This window comes from Pseudoalteromonas sp. S1650 (assembly GCF_005887195.1).
Taxonomy (GTDB): Bacteria; Pseudomonadota; Gammaproteobacteria; order Enterobacterales; family Alteromonadaceae; genus Pseudoalteromonas; species Pseudoalteromonas simplex.
In genome coordinates this window covers 1-393 of the sequence record NZ_PNDF01000160.1, presented here as the reverse complement: position 1 = coordinate 393, position 393 = coordinate 1, and the positions used below count along the sequence as shown (strand labels likewise).

The window sequence follows — 393 nt, the reverse complement described above, 5'->3', positions numbered from 1 at the left end:
GTAGTTGCCATCAGCTAAGGCTTGCCCTGCTTCGGCGCTCCAATTGCCTGAAGCATCAGTGGTGACTGTCACGGTATGGCTGATACCATCAGCATCGGTAAAGGTCACGGCGAGTGAGGTATTGGCTAAGTCTGAGGTGCCAGTGACCGTCGGCGTATTGTCGTTGGTCAGCGCTGGCGCATCAATGCTAATCGTTGGTGCCGTCACATCGATGGTGCCTGTTTCAGTATCGCTGCCTTCGTTACCCGCCGCGTCGCTCACGGTGGCCACCACGGTATAATCCCCTTCGGCTAATGCCGTACTTGGCTCAACAGACCAACTGCCATCCGCTTGCACCGTCGCTGTCGCACTTTGTACATTACCGGCACTGTCAGTGATAGTAAGCAGCACTAA

At 55.5% G+C, this 393-nt stretch carries 1 protein-coding gene; it reads right to left on the bottom strand.

Translation table 11 applies throughout. The features are described from left to right. Positions 1-393 (bottom strand): Ig-like domain-containing protein (locus CWB80_RS22000; RefSeq protein WP_249362680.1); only part of this gene is annotated, 393 nt, incomplete at both ends.